Source organism: Arenimonas sp., from assembly GCF_035721105.1.
In the GTDB taxonomy this organism is placed as follows: domain Bacteria; phylum Pseudomonadota; class Gammaproteobacteria; order Xanthomonadales; family Xanthomonadaceae; genus Arenimonas.
In genome coordinates, this window is the sequence record NZ_DASTNG010000029.1 from 1 (window position 1) to 15,799 (window position 15,799).

Consider the following 15,799-nt stretch of genomic DNA (forward strand, 5'->3'; position numbering starts at 1 on the left):
GCCTGCTGTCGAACCTGAGCACCGAGGACCGCACCGCCCTCTCCCGCCTGATCGACCTCCTCGGCGCCGCCGAAGCCAAAACCCACTAAAAACCTGAACAAGCCGTACCGGGTTCAATTTCACGGTCGATGAGACACAGTCTCAGGGAGAATGAAATTGAACCCGGTACGGCTTGTTCATTTTTGAGGGGAATGGGGATGGGGTATTTGCGTTGCTTGAGGGGCATTGGGTCGGGGGTGGAGTATCCGGTCGAGCCGCCGATGAACCTGGATCCGGTGGATGGCCGGCCGGTGCAGATGGTGCTTGATATCGAGCGGCTGGCGCGCGAGAAGCCTGGCGCCGCCTGGTACGACCCGATGCGCCGGGACATGTGGCGCTTTGGCGCGCTGATGCCGCTGGACATCACCGATCCGGCCGATGCCCGGCACATCGTCGCGCTGGGCGAAGGCCACACGCCCCTGCTCGACTACGCCGACCACCCGGTGGCCCGCGCCGCCGGCCTGCGCCTGCAGCTCAAGGATGAAGGCCGCGCGCATCCGGGCTTCGGCGCCAACCCGACCCAGAGCTTCAAGGATCGCGGCATGGCGATGGTGGTGGCGATGGCGCGCCGCGCCGGCCTCACGCGGCTGGCCGTGCCGACCCAGGGCAATGCCGGCGACTCGCTGGTGCGCTACGGGCTGGCGGGTGGCCTCGAGGTGGTGGTGGCCATGCCGGACGACACGCCGATGCCCATCCTTGGCCAGGTCGCGGCGATGACCCGCCTGCACCCGGGCCGCATCCACCTCGCGCTGGTGAAGGGCACGATCCGCGAGGCCGCGGCGAAGCTCAAGGCCGACTACTGGCCGAACGGCTGGTTCAACTGCGCCACCTTCCAGGAACCGGGCTGGCGCATCGAGGGCAAGAAGACCCTGGGCCTGGAAATGGCCGAGCCGCCGCCGGGCGAAACCCGCTGGTCGCTGCCCGACGCCATCGTCTACCCCACCGGCGGCGGCACCGGCGTGCTGGGCATGTGGAAGGCCTTCGACGAACTCGAGGCCCTCGGCCTGGTCGATTCGCGCCGCCCGAAGATGATCTGCGTGCAGTCGGAAGTGACCACGCCGCTCGTGCGCGCCTTCGACGAAGGCGCCGACGACACCCACGCCCTGCCGCAAACCGGCCCCACGCTCTCCACCGGCCTGAACGTCCCCGCCGGCGTCGGCCAGTTCCGCGTGCTGCAGATCATCCGCGCCAGCGGCGGCGCGGCCGTCGCGGTCCCGGAAGCCGACACCGCGCGCGAGCTGGCGACCGTCTGGCGCGAACGCCGCCACTGGATCTCGCCCGAAGGCGCCGCCTGCCTGGCCGCACTGCCCCAGCTGCTGGACCGCGGCCTGCTCCGGCGCGGCGAACGCGTGGTCGCGGTGAACACCGGCTCGCTCGAGAAGTACCTCCCCGACCTTCGCCACCTGCTGTAGCCAACACGCGCGGGACAGCCGCACCGTCCAAAAGAAAGCCCCGGCACCAGGCCGGGGCTTCTCGAAACGAAGGAACCTGCGCCGGCTTACTTCACGCCGTGCATCAGCTTGTTGATCAGCGGAGCGATCAGGAACAGCAGCACGCCCGCGCCCAGCAGCAGCCAGAAGCTGAAGGTGAAGCCGCTCAGCGCCGAGGCCACGGTCATGCCGGTCTCGCCCGACACGCTGCCGGCGAAGATGCCCGAGAGGTTGTTGCCGATCGCGGTGGACAGGAACCAGCCGCCCATCGCCAGGCCCACGACCTTCATCGGCGCCAGCTTGGTCACCATCGACAGGCCGATCGGCGACAGGCACAGCTCGCCCACCGTCTGCAGCACGTACACCAGCACCAGCGGCCAGAACGGGATCTGCCCGTCCACCACCAGGTTCTTGAGCGCGTACATCAGCACCAGGAAGGCCACGGCGTTGCCCAGCAGGCCCAGGCCGAACTTGCGCGGGATCGACGGCTCGATGTTGCGGCTCGACATCCAGCCCCAGACCAGGGCCACCAGCGGCGCCAGCAGCACGATCGCCACCGGGTTCACCGACTGGAACCAGCCCACCGGGAACTCCCAGCCACCGAGGTTGCGGTCGACGATGTTCTGCGCCAGGAAGTTGAACGAGCTGCCGGCCTGTTCGAAGAACATCCAGAACAGCACGTTGAACAGGAAGATGATCAGCATCGCGATCACCTTGTCGCGGGCGATGTTGCCGCCGCGGATGGCCTCGACCAGCAGCATCACCGACAGGCCGATGAACAGCAGGCCCAGCACCCAGGCCAGCGCCGCGGCGCCGACCTTGGCGATCAGCAGGTACACGATCGGCACCGACACCACGCAGCCCGCGATCACCCACAGCAGGCTGGTCTTGCCGTTGCGGTCCGCCGGCGGCTCGCCGATGCCCTTGAGCTGGCTGCGGCCGAACCAGAACCACAGGAAGCTGATGATCATGCCGACGCCGGTGGCGGCGAACACGACCTTGTAGTTCTGCTCCATCGGGGTGTCGGTGATCACGCTGGCCAGCCAGCCGGTCAGCAGCGGCGCCACCAGCGCACCCGCGTTGATGCCCATGTAGAAGATGGTGAAGCCCCGGTCGCGGCGCGCGTCACCCTGCGGGTAGAGCTGGCCGACCATGGTCGAGATGTTGGGCTTGAACAGGCCGTTGCCGACGATCACCAGCGACAGGCCCAGCACGAACAGCTGCTGCGTGGGCAGCATGATCATGAACAGGCCCGCGGCCATGATCACCGCACCCAGCAGGATGGAGCGCTGGTAGCCGATGATGCGGTCCGCCACCCAGCCGCCGAACAGCGCGGTGGCGTACACCAGCGCCAGGAAGGCGCCGTAGGTGCGGCTGGCATAGCCCTCGCCGGAGGCGTCGCCGCCGAAGAACTGCGCCACGATGTAGAGCGTGAGCGCCCAGCGCATGCCGTAGAAGGCGAAGCGCTCCCAGAACTCGGTCATGAACAGCATCCAGAGCGGACGCGGATGACCGAGGACGTTGTTGAACTCCGGCACGGCGGCCGTCGGTTGGTTGGTGGCACCGCTCATGCGGTCTCTCCCCTGGGTTTGTTGTGGTTATGAGTCCGGCTGGGCCGGGCCGGCCGGCCCCGGCCGGCCTGTGAAGGCCGGCAAGGTGTACCCGGGATGGGCCTCGGCCGTCAAACCGTCGTCACAAACCGGGCCCCGGGGATGAACAGGCCGGGAGGCTGGTTCAGCCGGCCGGGACGTACTGGTAGCTCGAACCGAAGCCGAGCGGGATGCCCAGCGCCCAGAAGCCGAGCAGGAAGGCGGTCCAGACCACCAGCAGGGTGACCGAGTACGGCAGCATCAGCGCCAGCAGCGTGCCGACGCCGGCGCCCTTCACGTACTTCTGGCAGAACACCACGATCAGCGGGAAGTAAGGCAGCAGCGGCGTGATGATGTTGGTCGAGGAGTCGCCGACGCGATACGCGGCCTGGGTCAGGTCCGGTGACACGCCCAGCTGCATCAGCATCGGCACCATCACCGCGCCGATCAGCGCCCACTTGGCCGAGGCCGAGCCCACCATCAGGTTCACGAAGCCCGACAGCAGCACGATGCCGACCAGGGTCATGGCCATCGGCAGTCCCAGCGCCTGCAGCCCGTTGGCGCCCTTGATCGCCAGCAGCACGCCCAGGTTGGACTGGCCGAAGGCGTAGATGAACTGCGCCGCGAAGAAGGCCATCACGATGTAGTAGCCCATGCCGCTCATGGCCTTGGACATGCCGGCGATGATGTCGCGATGGGTCTTCACGGTGCCCGCGACGTAGCCGTACACGGCGCCGGGGATCAGGAAGAAGAGGAAGATCAGCGCCACGATCGAGCGCATCAGCGGCGCGGTGAATGCGAGCAGCGGGTGCGTGCCCGGCGCCAGCGTGGCCGGGTCGGCGCCCCAGGGCGTGCCCTCGGGCACCAGGGTCAGCACGAACAGCGCCGCGGCGACGAACATCGCGACCGCCGCCGCCACCAGCCCCTTGATCTCCTCGGGCTTGAGCTCGGTCATGGTCGGCATCTGCGCCGTGTCGCCGTCCACCTTGGTCGCCTGCAGGCGCGGTTCGATCACCCGGTCGGTGAGGAACCAGCCCACCAGCATGATCAGCAGGGTCGAGCTGGTGGTGAACCAGTAGTTGTTGAGCGGGTTGATCTCGAGGTTGGCGTCGATCAGGCGCGCCGCCGCCTGGGTCAGGCCCGCCAGCAGCGGGTCGAGGCTGGAGGGCACGAGGAAGGTCGCCGAGAAGCCGCCCGACACGCCGGCGAAGGCGGCCGCGATGCCCGCCAGCGGATGCCGGCCGGCGGCGTAGAAGATCACCGCGCCCAGCGGGATCACCAGCACGTAGCCGGCATCCACCGCGACGTGGCTGAGGATGCCGACGCCGATCAGCACCGGCGTCAGCAGCTGCTTCGGGGTCACGACCAGCAGCGAGCGCAGGCCGGCGTTGATGAAGCCGGTGTGCTCGGCCACGCCCAGGCCCAGCATCGCCACCAGCACCACGCCCAGCGGCGCGAAGTTGACGAAGGTGGTGACCATCGAGGCCATGAAGGCGGTGAGGCTGCCGCCGGTGAGCAGGTTCACGATCCGAACCGGCTCGCCGCTGCGCGGGTCGAGTTCGGTGAAGCTCATCGTCGACATCAGCGCCGACACGCCCCAGGTGACCAGCATCAGGATCAGGAACAGCACCGCCGGGTCCGGCAGCTTGTTGCCGACGCGTTCGACCAGGTCGAGCGAACGGGCGATCCAGCCGCGCGGGGCGGCGATCTCAGGGGTGGCGGGCGACATGCGGGCTCCTCGGGAATCGGCGACAGCCCCGGATCGTAGCAGCCACCCGCCCGTCGTTCAGCCCGGCTGGCCCAGCACCGTGCGCACTTCGAACAGCTCGGGGAAGAAGGTCAGCTCCAGCGCCTGCTTCAGGAAGCCCACGCCGGAACTGCCGCCGGTGCCGCGCCGGAAACCGATGATCCGCTCCACGGTCTTCATGTGCCTGAACCGCCAGAGCTGGAAGCTGCCCTCCACGTCCACCAGCTGCTCGCAGGTGGCATAGGCCTCCCAGTGCGTGTCGGTGTCCTCGTAGATGGCCTTGAACACCGGGATCAGGCCCGGCTCGCGCGCATGCGGCAGCGACCAGTCGCGCTCGACGCAGCCGGCCGGGATCGCGTGGCCGCGCCGGTGCAGGTGGCGCAGGAACTCGTCGTACAGGCTGGGCGCCTCCAGCACGGCGGTGAGCTCGGCGCTGGCGGCCGGATCGTGCTCGAACACCTTCACCATCGCCGCGTTCTTGTTGCCCAGCAGGAATTCGATGACCCGGTACTGCAGCGACTGGAAGCCCGAGGCGGGGCCCAGGATGTCGCGGAACTGCAGGTAGTCGGCCGGCGTCAGGGTCTCGAGCACCGACCACTGCTCGGTCAGCTGCCGCTGCACCTGCTTCACCCGGGCCAGGATCTTCTGCATCGGGTCCAGCTGGTCCGTCTTCAGGCAGGCGATGGCCGCGCGCAGCTCGTGGATCAGCAGCTTCATCCACAGCTCGGCCACGTGGTGCTGGACGATGAACAGCATCTCGTCGTGGTGGGGCGGGCTGGACAAGGGCTTCTGGGCCGCCAGCAGGGTGTCGAGCTGCAGGTAGCCGCCGTAGGTCAGGCGCTCGCGCAGGTCGGTGGTGATGGCGTCCTCCAGCGGACGGAGGTTGTCGGACGGGGTCATCGGGGGCCGGTCGCGGGGGTCGGAGGGGGTGTCCATGGTATGTGAAGACCCCGGGGCTGTCCCCGCGGCGGGATTTTCTCGCCGCCTGTCACGCTTCTGACCCGGTTTTCGGATAAATTCCGACCCCTTGGCGGGCTTTCCGCTGATAGCACTGCTTACCTCTGGGGAGAGTTACCGCATGAATCCGACCCACCGCGGCCCGCTGGCTGCGACGATCCTCGCCCTGACCCTGGCCGGCACCGCCCAGGCGGCCTCCGACCTCGCCATCAGCCAGGTCTACGGCGGCGGCGGCAACTCCGGCGCGCCGTATACCCACGACTTCGTCGAGCTGTTCAACCGCGGCCCGGTGCCGGTGTCGCTGGACGGCAAGTCGGTGCAGTACGGCTCGTCGACCGGCAGCTTCACCCAGTCCGTGGCGCTGCCGGCGACCACGCTGCAGCCCGGGCAGTACTTCCTGCTGCAGCTGGCGTCCGGCGCCAATGGCGTGGCCCTGCCCGTCAGCCCCGACGCCACCTCGACCAACCCCAACCTCTCGGGCACCAACGGCAAGGTCGCCCTGGTCGAAGGCGCCGCCACCCTGAACTGCGGCACGTCCGCCGCGCCCTGCGGCGAGGCCCAGCTGGCCCTGGTCATCGACCTGGTCGGCTTCGGGTCGGCCAACCTGTTCGAGGGCACGTCCGCCACCCCGACCCTGAGCAACACCACCGCGGCGTTCCGCGCCGACGGCGGCTGCACCGACAGCGATGACAACGGCGCCGACTTCAGCACCGCCGCCCCGCTGCCGCGCAACACCGGCTCGCCGGTCAACACCTGCGCGCTCAGCACCGACCCGACCGACCCGACCGGCAACGGCAGCGCCAGCCCGTCGAGCCTGGCCAACGGCGACAGCACCCTGCTGACGGTCACGGTCACCCCGGGCCGCAACCCCGACTCCACCGGCATCGTCGTCACCGGCGACCTGACCGCCATCGGCGGCAGCGCCAGCCAGGGCTTCCGCGACGACGGCCTGCAGGGCGACGCCACCGCCGGCGACAACGTGTTCTCGTTCGAGACCGTGGTCAGCGCCGCGGCCGGTGCCGTCTCGCTGCCGGTCAACGTGGTCGACGACCAGGCCCGCAGCACCGACACCAACATCGCGCTGTCGGTGGTCGGCGAGTTCCTGATTCCGGAGATCCAGGGCACCGGCACCGGCTCGCCGCTGGCGATCGGCACCCAGGTGCTGACCGAAGGCATCGTCACCGCCCGCCGCGGCAACGGCTACTTCATCCAGAGCGCCCCGGGCGACGAGGACGGCGACCCGGCCACGGCCGAGGGCCTGTTCGTGTTCACCGGCGGCACCCCGCCGGTGGACGCCGCGGTCGGCAACCGCCTGCGCATCGGCGGCACGATCACCAGCTTCTCGCGCACCCCGCACGGCTACCCGCTCACCCAGCTCGGCAGCAGCAGCTTCACGGTGCTCTCGACCGGGAACCCGCTGCCGCCGGCGGTGCTGATCGATGCCTCGGTGCTGTCGGAAGGCGTCGCGCTCGACGCGATGGGCCGCTACCAGGGCATGCGGGTCGAACTGCCGGCCGCGGTCGTCGTCGGCCCCACCAATGGCTTCGGTGATTTCTACGTCACCCTGCCCGAGACCGTGCGCCCCGCGCGCGAGCCCGGCATCGCCGCGCTCGATGCGGTGCCGCTGCCGCCGGAAAACAACATCCCGGTGTTCGACCGCAACCCCGAGCGCCTGCGCGTGGAAAGCACGGGCCTGGAGGCCGGCACCGCGCTCAACCTCGATGCCGGCACCCAGCTGCAGGGCATGGCGGGCGTGATGTACTACGACCGCGGTGACTTCAGCCTGCTGCTGGGCGACAACAGCGGCATCGTCGCCAGCGGCGGCGCCTTCGTGGCCGCGGTGCCGGCGGCGCCGGTCGGCGCGGTGCGGGTGGGCAGCTACAACATCGAGAACTTCGCCCTCACCGGCGACTTCATCACCCGACTCGACAAGCTGTCCGAGGTGTTCTGCCAGTACCTGCGCAACCCCGACGTGGTCGGCCTGGTCGAGATCGCCAACCTGGCCGCGGCCGAGCGCCTGGCCTCGGCGATCAACACCAACGAGTTCGGCACCTGCCCGGAGAGCCCGCAGTACCAGGCCTACGTGCTGTCCAACAGCGGCACCCAGCGCCTGGGCTTCCTGGTCAAGACCGCGCCGGTCGAAGCCGGCGGCCCGCGCGTGGTGGTCGACGCCATCACCGAGATGTTCACCACCGAACCGCTGGTGGCGCCGGACCTGAGCACCAACTCGGGCGTCCTGTTCGACCGCGCGCCGCTGATGCTCAACGCCCGGGTGAAGGGCGAGAACGGCGAGGAGTTCCCGCTCACCGTGCTGCTCAACCACACGCTGTCGCTGCTCGACGTCAATTCGCTGGCCACCCGCAGCGATTCCTGGGGCACCGCCGGCAACCGCTCGCGCGGCAAGCGCCTGCAGCAGGCCGTGATGCTGTCCGAGCTGGTGGAGGCGATCCAGACCGACGAAACGCCCGCCAACCTGGTGCTGATCGGCGACTACAACTCGTTCAACTTCAGCGACGGCTACGTCGACGTGATGGGCATCATCGGCGGCACCCCGGCGCCGGCCGACCAGGTGCTCGAGTACGGCGCCAGCGCCGTCACCCGTCCGCTGGTGAACCTGATCGGCACCAAGCCCGAGGCCGAGCAGTACTCGTACGTGTTCGAGGGCAACATCCAGACCCTCGACCACGCCCTGGTAAATGACACGGTGCTGGCCAACACCCGGGCCCGCCTGTACCACGCCCGCGTCAACAGTGACTTCGCCACCGACAACGCCGCCGACCCGACCGTGCCGGTCCGCACCTCGGACCACGATCCGCTGGTGGCCGAACTGCGCGTGGCCGACTTCCTCGACGCCGACCTGTCGGTCGCGGTCACCTCGCCGGGCAAGCCGGTGGTGAGCGGCAACCAGGTCGTGTTCCGGGCCGAAGTCGCCAACCTGGGCAGCGCCCCGGCGGTGGAGCCGGCGCTGACGATCGAGATCGGCACGCCGTCCTTCCGCCTCTACCCGGTGCAGGCGGCCGGCTGGACCTGCAGCGCGCCGGTCGACATCGACACCGGCAGCCGCATCGCCTGCCAGCGCGACGCCGAACTGGACGCGGGCGCCATCGACAACCTGTCGATCCGCTTCGACGCCGTGCGCCTGGGCGCCATCGAGGACGTCGACCTGGTCATCACCGCCAGCACCTTCAGCCGCGACGCGGTGCCGGCCAACGACAGCGCCACCGGCAGCGCCCGCATCGTCGGCCGCCCGCAGAACCCGTTCAACCGCTGAGAATTTCCCGGCCCCGGCGGATGGCATTCCGCCGGGGCTTGGCTAGAATCAGCGCCAAGGCCTAGTCCGACCCCGCCCCGCCGGCGGGGTTTTTCTTGGGGAATCGATGATGACCTTCTCGCGCCTCGCCGCCGCCTGCCTGCTGGCCCTCGGCGGCCTGTCCCTGCCCTTCCCCGCGGGCTCGCGCCCGGTGCAGGACCGCACCGGCGTCATCGACGCCACCGTCCACGAGATCCAGGGCAGCGGCCTGTTGTCACCGCTGGCCGGTTCGGAGGTGATGGTTTCGGGCGTGGTGACGGCGAAGACCGCGCTCGGCTATTTCATCCAGACCCCCGACCACGCCGCGGACACCCTGGCGGAAACCTCCGAAGGCCTGTTCGTTCAGGTCCCCGAGCTCGAGAACGGGCTGGTGCAGCCGGGCGACGTCGTCATGGTCCGGGGCCGGGTCGAGGAAGTCCTGCCCTACGGCTATCCGCACCAGCTGACCGTCACGCAGCTGGTCGACGTGACCGCTCAGGTCGTGGTCGGCAGCGACGCGCTGCCTGCGCCGATCGAACTCGATGCCGCCGATCTTTCCCCCGACAGCGATCCGACCGCGCTCGAGCGCCTGGAAGGCATGCGGGTGCGCGCCGCCGAACTGGTCGTCGTGGGCGCCACGCAAAGCGTCGTGCGCACCGACAACCAGGCCGTCTTCCCCAACGGCAACTTCCACGCCGTGCTGGGCACCTCGATTGCCTTCGACGCCCTGCCCTTCCGCGAGCCGGGCCTGCCGCCGTTCACCGCCGAGCCGCTGCCGGCCGGAAAGTCGCCGTCGTTCAACGACGGCAATCCTCAGGTGCTGGCCGTGGACGGCAGCGGCCAGCGGGGGTCCATCCACGCGAGCCTCGAAGTCGGCCTCAACGACCGGGTGCGCGACGCCGTCGGCGTGCTCGACTACCGCGACGCCCGCCACGCGCTGCTGCTCGACGCCCAGCGCCCGATCGAGGTCGTGCCCGGCTATCGCGGCGAAGGTGCGGCCTTCAACGTCCCCGGCGAAGTCAAGCTGGTCTGGATGGACCTCGGCGGCCTGTACGACGCCAGCGACGATCCCGCGCGCGACGAGCCGGTGCATGCGCCGGCGGTGTACCAGGCGCGACTGGCGAAGATCGCCACCGGCCTGTGCACCTTCATGCTCAATCCCGAGGTGATCGCCGTCGGCGGCGTCGAGAACGTGCAGGTGCTGCAGGACCTGGCCGCGCTCATCGAGACCAACCCGACCACCTACTGCCCGGAGCCGCGCCAATACCAGGCCGTGCTGGTCGAAGGCAGCGACGCCAGCGGGCTGGACCTGGGCTTCCTGGTCGCCGGTTACACCGTGGACGGCCTGGCGCCGCGGGTGCAGGTGCTGGCCGCGGAAACGATCGCGGCGGCGGACACCAGCGCCCACCCCGACGGCGGCAGCGAGCCGCTGTTCACCCGTCCGCCGCTGGCGCTGGCGCTGCGCGTCACCGACGAGGCCGGCCGCCAGGCGGAGTTCACGGCGGTCAACGTTCGCCTGCACGAAGGCAGCGCGTCCGATTCGCTCTCCCCCGGGCCCAACGGCTGGAGCACCGGCGGCGATCGCGTGATGACCCTTCGCGCCCGCCAGGCCGCCCGCATCGCCGCCTGGATCGAAGACCGCCAGCAGGCCGACCCGAACGAGGCCATCGCCGTGCTCGGCGGCTTCGAGGCCGATGCCTTCAACGATGGCCGCGTCGACGTCATGGGCATCCTGACGGGTCGCCCGGCGCCGGCGAACGAGACCTGGGTGGCGATGCCCAGCCCGATCACCACGCCGCTGGCCAACCTCACCGAACTCGCGCCGGCCTACACCCGCTACACCGCCAACGACCGCGGCGAGTTCCGCGCGCTCGACCACATCCTCGCCAACGAGGCGCTGCGTCGCCGCTTTGCGGTCGCTTCCGCGCACCCGCGCATGAACGCCGACTTCCCGGCCAGCGCCCGCGCCGCGGGCGACCCCGGCTTCACGTTCTCCGCCCGCGACCCGCTGATCGCGCGACTGGCGGTGGCCGCGTTCATCGACGCCGACACGGCGGTGACGCTCTATTCGAACGGCACCTACAGCCCGCGCGTGGACAACACGCTCTATCTTTCCGTCGGCAACCAGGGCCCCGATACCGCGAAGGCGCTGGAGCTGGTGATCACCTCGACGCTGGCGCCGGCGCAGTGGAGCCTGTCCACCAGCTGGCCCGGCTGGACCTGCGGCGCGGTCGCGGCCGACGGCGCCGGCAGCCGCGTCAGCTGCAGCAACCCCGAACTGGGCGGCGACGGCCACGGTTTCGAGATCAGCCTGCCGGCCGACCCGTCGCTGGACGGCCAGAGCGTGGATTTCACCGCCACCCTGCGCGGCGGCCACAACGATGCGGATCTTTCCAACAACACGTCCAGCCAGACCCTGGTCTTCGACGGCCGCGTCGACCTGCAGGTCGAACTGCTGTCGATCGGCGGCGTCGAGGACCTGTTCCCGGGCGAACCCGGCGGCTGGGTGGTGATCGTCAACCGCTCGCCGCTCAACCCGCCGGGGCCGGTGACGATGACGCTCGACATCGACGCGCTGGCCAGCGACGTGGGCTTCACCCCGGGCGACAGCGGCGTCACCTGCGATGCCGGCACCAGCACCGGGCCCCGCCGCAGCCGTTTCACCTGCAGCGTCACGAACGACGACTTCCTGCAGGTCGCGGTGTTCGGCGTCACCTTCGCCACCGGCCTGCTCGACGGCGGCCGCGTCACCGGGCTCACCGTCGAGGCCGCTGCGTCCAGCCCGGACCCGACGCCCGCCGACAACGTCGCCAGCGCCAGTCGCCGCGTCTCCGACAAGGTCGACCTTCGCCTCGGCACGCTCCTGCCCTCGGCCGATACGGCCTTGCTCGACAGCGCACCCAGCGTCTCGTTCGTGGTCAGCAACGCCCTGCGCGGCGTCGCCCGCAACGCCACGCTGGAGGTGCGGGTCGACCTGCCGCCGTCGGCGCTGGGTGAGCTCGAACCGCAGGTATCCGGGCAGACGCCAGCGATCTGGAGCTGCCTGCCGCCGCAGGCCGACGGCGCCGGCTCGCGCATCGCCTGCACCGTCACGGCGCCCATGCTCCAGCCCGAGTTCCCGTCCTACGACTACTTCTTCCGCCTCGGCATCACCCCGCCGCTGCGCGCCGGCGTGCCGCAGTACACGGTCACCACCCAGGTCACCGTCGGCTCGGACTCGGAAGAGCAGGTGCCGGCCGACAACAGCGCACAGGCCAGCTTCACGGTCGACCAGACGGTCGACCTGGCGGTGCGCGTCTTCCCGGCGGGCAGCGTCGTCGTCGAGCCGGCCGAGGCCTCGTTCACGCTGCAGGTCGACAGCTACGGACCCAACCTGCCGCGCAATCCGCGCCTGCGGCTGGTGATTGACGCCGCGCTGGCGGCGGGCGACCTCCGCGTGCGCGACGCGTTCGGGCAGGCCGTGGCCTGCACCGCCGACGCGGCGCCGGCCGGCAGCACCGCGGTGATTTGCCCGGTGCCGGCCGGCAGCAGCGGCTTGAGCGCCTATGTCCGCACGAATCCCGCGATCGCCCTGGGCGGCCTGCTGTCGCTGCAGGCCACGGTGGCCAGCGACCTGATGGACCCGGTGCCCGCGAACGACACGGCCAGTGGCCAGGTGTTCGTGATCGCCGAGGCCGACTTCTGCGTCGGCGCCAGCTGCGGCCCCGCGCCCACGCCCTATCCCGTCAAGCTCGATCCCGGCCAGGCCAACACCCTGGTGTTCGACTTCGCCAACCTGGGCCCGAGCACGGCGCGCAGCGCCGTCGCGATCGTCGAGGTCCTGCTGCAGCCCGCGCGCGTGGAGGCGGCCTTCAACGGCCAGGCCTGCGCGCCCGCCGAGGCGATCGGGTTCGGCTTCAGCCAGGTGCGCTGCCCGCTCGGCGACCTGCCGGGCAACGGCGCCCGCGGCCAGCTGTCGGTCGGCCTGGACACCGAAGGACTCGTCGGTGACCAGGTCCAGGTGCGCATCCGCGTCGAGAGCGCCGTCAACGATCCGCGCAGCGAGAACGACCAGGTCAACCTGACGCTGCCGATCGCGCCGATCGTCGATCTTTCGGCCCAGGTCGCCGCCAAGCGCACCCGCTTCCCGGCGCCGGCGGTGTTCTCCATCACCGCGGCGGCCGACGGCCCGGAGACCTCGGCGCTGAGCCAGCTGGTGATCCGCATCGAGTCGCCCGGCGCGGGCGAATACGCCAACCTGGTGATGGATGGCCCCGGCTGGCTCTGCAGCGCCAACATCTACCTCCCCGACCTGCAGGAATGGGCCTGCAGCCGCTACCTGCCGATCGCGTCCGGCAGCCCGAGCGTGATCGGCGTGGAAGTGCCGGCCTACCGCTTCATCCAGAGCGGGCGCCCGATCCGCGTCACCGCCACGCACACCTACCCGGCCGCGGCGATCGCCGTTGATCGCACGCCGGGCAACGATTCGGCAACGGCCACGCACGTCGTGGACGGACGAACGACGCAATCGACGCGCCCGGCGCCGAAACCGACGCCGGCGTACGGTGCCCGGGGATCCGCGGCACCAGAGGCTTCGCGCACGCCCGCGACGCGCGCGGCGACACGCTGAGTTCACGTTTCCAGCCGTTCCGGCGCTTGCCACGCCGGGTCCGGGGCTGCTATCAAACGGGTCTGCCTGGGAGGGCCCGTGATGGCGACCGTTGCCAGTTTCGAAATCGAATACCTGCAGTACCTCGGGGCCGACGGCCGCCTGGTGCGCGATGACCTGCCCGAGTTCGCGAAGGACCGGCGCAACCTGGTCGAACTGTTCAAGACCATGCTGTACGTGCGCACCTTCGACACCAAGGCGGTGGCGCTGCAGCGCACCGGCAAGCTGGGCACCTACGCCAGCTGCCTGGGCCACGAGGCCGCGCACATCGGCATCGGCAGCGCGATGCAGTACGACGACGTGTTCGCGCCGTCCTACCGCGAATACGGCGCCCAGATCGTCCGCGGCGTGAAGCCGCGCGACATCCTGATGTACTGGGGCGGCGACGAACGCGGCAACGACTTCTCCGGCCCGCCGCACGACTACCCGTGGTGCGTGCCCATCGCCACCCAGTGCCTGCACGCCGCCGGCGCCGCGCTCGCCTTCAAGCTGCGCGGCGAACCGCGCGTGGCGGTCACCTGCGTCGGCGACGGCGGCAGCTCCAAGACCGACACCTACGCCGCCATCAACTCGGCCGGCGCGTACACGCTGCCCTTCGTGCTGTGCATCATCAACAACCAGTGGGCGATCTCGGTGCCGCGCAAGGCCCAGACCGGCGCCAAGACCCTGGCCCAGAAGGGCCTGGCCGGCGGCCTGGACTGCGTGCAGGTCGACGGCAACGACATCATCGCCGTGCGCGCCGCCATGGACCACGCGATCAAGCGCGCGCGCAACGGCCACGGCGGCAGCGTGCTCGAGCTGGTCACCTACCGCCTGTCCGACCACACCACCGCCGACGACGCCCGCCGCTACCGCGACGACGCCGAGGTGAAGGAAGGCTGGGAGCGCGAACCGATGTCGCGCCTGCGCACCTTCCTGATTTCCGAAGGCGTCTGGAGCGAGGCCGAAGAGGCCGCGTGGAAGGAGGAATGCGGCAAGCGCGTCGACGAGGAGGTCAACGCCTATCTCGAGACCAAGGTGCAGCCGGTGGAAGCCATGTTCGATTACCTCTACGCCGAACTGCCCGCCGAGCTCGAGGCGCAGCGCGCCGACGCGATCCAGTGGGAGGGCCGCTGATGGCCGCCATCACCCTGATCGAGGCGATCACCCAGGCCCTGGCCTGGGAAATGAAGCACGACGACACCGTGGTCGTGCTGGGCGAGGACGTGGGCGTGAACGGCGGCGTGTTCCGCGCCACCGCCGGCCTGCAGCAGGCGTTCGGCAGCGAGCGCGTGCTCGACACCCCGCTGGACGAGACCACCATCGCCGGCCTCACCGTCGGCCTGGCATCGCAGGGCTTCAAGCCGGTGGCCGAGGCGCAGTTCGACGGCTTCATGTATCCGATGGTGGACCACATCGTCTGCCACGCCGCCCGCTTCCGCTACCGCACCCGCGGCCGCCTGACCTGCCCGATGGTGCTGCGCGTGCCCTGGGGCGGCGGCATCCGCGCGCCCGAGCACCACTCCGAGGCGAACGAATCGATCTTCACCAATGTGCCGGGCCTGCGGGTGGTGATGCCCTCGTCGCCGCAGCGCGCCTACGGCCTGCTGCTGGCCGCGATCCGCGACCCGGACCCGGTGATCTTCTTCGAGCCCAAGCGCATCTACCGCCAGTACAAGGAAGAAGTGCCCGACGACGGCGAGGCGCTGCCGCTGGACGTGTGCTTCGTGCTGCGCGACGGCAGCGACGTCACCCTGGTCACCTGGGGCGCGCAGGTGAAGGAAACCCTGGAGGCGGCCGACAAGCTGGCCGAGCAGGGCATCAGCGCCGAAGTGATCGACGTGGCCACGCTGACGCCGCTCGACTTCGACACCATCAAGGAATCGGTGGCCAAGACCGGCCGCTGCGTGATCGTGCACGAGGCCGCCAAGACCGCGGGCTTCGGCGCCGAGATCGCCGCGCGCCTGGCCGAGGAGTCGATGTTCGACCTGGTCGCCCCGGTCGAGCGCGTCACCGGCTACGACACCCACATTCCCCTGTTCCGCCTGGAGATGAAGTACCTGCCCAGCGTGGACAAGATCGTCGCCGCCGCCCAGCGCGTCGCCGCGGCCGGCTGAGGAC

8 protein-coding genes are annotated in these 15,799 nt (G+C 70.2%); 5 read left to right on the forward strand and 3 right to left on the reverse strand.

The window, feature by feature from the left end; all coding sequences use genetic code 11:
* Positions 1-197: 197 nt before the first annotated feature.
* The gene (locus tag VFQ84_RS03725; RefSeq protein WP_325129368.1) at positions 198-1,451 is read left to right on the forward strand and encodes a threonine synthase; all 1,254 of its coding nucleotides are present in this window, start codon (positions 198-200) and stop codon (positions 1,449-1,451) included.
* Between the two features lie 86 nt (positions 1,452-1,537).
* On the opposite strand, the gene VFQ84_RS03730 is transcribed toward VFQ84_RS03725, so the two are convergent.
* From VFQ84_RS03730 to VFQ84_RS03740, 3 genes are all read right to left on the reverse strand, one after another.
* Complete coding sequence (locus VFQ84_RS03730; RefSeq protein WP_325129369.1) at positions 1,538-3,040, reverse strand: peptide MFS transporter; 1,503 nt, start codon at positions 3,038-3,040, stop codon at positions 1,538-1,540.
* A gap of 163 nt (positions 3,041-3,203) precedes the next feature.
* Complete coding sequence (locus VFQ84_RS03735) at positions 3,204-4,787, reverse strand: AbgT family transporter (RefSeq protein ID WP_325129370.1); 1,584 nt, start codon at positions 4,785-4,787, stop codon at positions 3,204-3,206.
* 57 nt (positions 4,788-4,844) lie between these two features.
* Positions 4,845-5,705, reverse strand: a complete 861-nt coding sequence (locus VFQ84_RS03740; RefSeq protein ID WP_325129489.1) for a tryptophan 2,3-dioxygenase — start codon at positions 5,703-5,705, stop codon at positions 4,845-4,847.
* A gap of 178 nt (positions 5,706-5,883) precedes the next feature.
* Here VFQ84_RS03740 and VFQ84_RS03745 point away from each other — a divergent pair, with 178 nt between their 5' ends.
* The 4 genes from VFQ84_RS03745 (at position 5,884) to VFQ84_RS03760 (ending at position 15,795) form a co-directional block, all read left to right on the forward strand.
* A complete protein-coding gene (locus VFQ84_RS03745) occupies positions 5,884-9,033 on the forward strand; it encodes a lamin tail domain-containing protein (RefSeq protein WP_325129371.1) in 3,150 nt (1,049 codons plus the stop codon).
* Between the two features lie 109 nt (positions 9,034-9,142).
* The gene (locus VFQ84_RS03750) at positions 9,143-13,660 is read left to right on the forward strand and encodes a hypothetical protein (protein ID WP_325129372.1); all 4,518 of its coding nucleotides are present in this window, start codon (positions 9,143-9,145) and stop codon (positions 13,658-13,660) included.
* An 81-nt stretch (positions 13,661-13,741) separates the two neighbouring features.
* On the forward strand, positions 13,742-14,815 hold the full coding sequence (gene pdhA / locus VFQ84_RS03755; protein ID WP_325129373.1) for a pyruvate dehydrogenase (acetyl-transferring) E1 component subunit alpha: 1,074 nt from the start codon (positions 13,742-13,744) through the stop codon (positions 14,813-14,815).
* Positions 14,815-15,795 (forward strand): alpha-ketoacid dehydrogenase subunit beta, encoded by a 981-nt coding sequence (locus tag VFQ84_RS03760; RefSeq protein ID WP_325129374.1) that lies wholly within the window; start codon positions 14,815-14,817, stop codon positions 15,793-15,795. Before pdhA ends, VFQ84_RS03760 begins: the two co-directional genes overlap by 1 nt.
* Positions 15,796-15,799: the final 4 nt, after the last annotated feature.

Excerpts from the sequence above, each read along its gene's own strand:
- VFQ84_RS03725 (WP_325129368.1), top strand. The coding sequence starts at position 198 with ATGGGGTATTTGCGTTGCTTGAGGGGCATTGGGTCGGGGGTGGAGTAT.
- VFQ84_RS03730 (WP_325129369.1), bottom strand. The coding sequence starts at position 3,040 with ATGAGCGGTGCCACCAACCAACCGACGGCCGCCGTGCCGGAGTTCAAC.
- VFQ84_RS03735 (WP_325129370.1), bottom strand. The coding sequence starts at position 4,787 with ATGTCGCCCGCCACCCCTGAGATCGCCGCCCCGCGCGGCTGGATCGCC.
- VFQ84_RS03740 (WP_325129489.1), bottom strand. The coding sequence starts at position 5,705 with ATGACCCCGTCCGACAACCTCCGTCCGCTGGAGGACGCCATCACCACC.
- VFQ84_RS03745 (WP_325129371.1), top strand. The coding sequence starts at position 5,884 with ATGAATCCGACCCACCGCGGCCCGCTGGCTGCGACGATCCTCGCCCTG.
- VFQ84_RS03750 (WP_325129372.1), top strand. The coding sequence starts at position 9,143 with ATGACCTTCTCGCGCCTCGCCGCCGCCTGCCTGCTGGCCCTCGGCGGC.
- pdhA (WP_325129373.1), top strand. The coding sequence starts at position 13,742 with ATGGCGACCGTTGCCAGTTTCGAAATCGAATACCTGCAGTACCTCGGG.
- VFQ84_RS03760 (WP_325129374.1), top strand. The coding sequence starts at position 14,815 with ATGGCCGCCATCACCCTGATCGAGGCGATCACCCAGGCCCTGGCCTGG.